Source organism: Oleiphilus sp. HI0067, assembly GCF_001635735.1.
The window spans coordinates 1-434 of sequence record NZ_LWFI01000739.1; the positions used below are offsets into that span (position 1 = coordinate 1).

The following is a 434-nucleotide window of genomic DNA, read 5'->3' on the forward strand; positions in this document are numbered from 1 at the left end:
CTTAGCAACGTCTTCAGCACTGGCTCCCGGCCAAATGACACGCACTGTAATATAATCGGGCTGAAATGAGGGGAGAAATTGTGTGTTGAGTTTGAGCAGAGATACCGCTCCTGCGATCAGCAGTATCAGCATCAACAAGTTAGCGGCAACACGGTGCTGCGCGAACCGTCCGATTAAATCGTGCTTGTGTTTCCCTGTGTCGAGCGCCATTACTTAACCACCTCCGCGCCTTGAATAGAAACTTTCAAGCCATTGATGGCTTTGGGTAGCTGGGTGGTAATGATTCTGTCGCCATCCTCCAGTTGGTTGCTGCGTACTAAAATTCGGTCTCTTTGTGTATCGCTATACAAGTTACCAATGATGTCCACGTTCAGTGATTCAAGTCGGTCATTGACCACTTTAAATACGAGGTTAGTGCTATAAATTGATGAGAT

General features: G+C 47.0%; 1 protein-coding gene and 1 pseudogene. Both read right to left on the reverse strand.

Annotated elements, in window-relative coordinates:
- Nucleotides 1-210, reverse strand: a 210-nt coding sequence (locus A3739_RS08145) for an efflux RND transporter permease subunit (protein WP_156502469.1), incomplete at its 3' end; no start/stop codon positions are given.
- Nucleotides 210-434: pseudogene (locus A3739_RS29705) on the reverse strand (hypothetical protein); the annotation flags it as partial. The pseudogene A3739_RS29705 and the gene A3739_RS08145, both read right to left, overlap by 1 nt.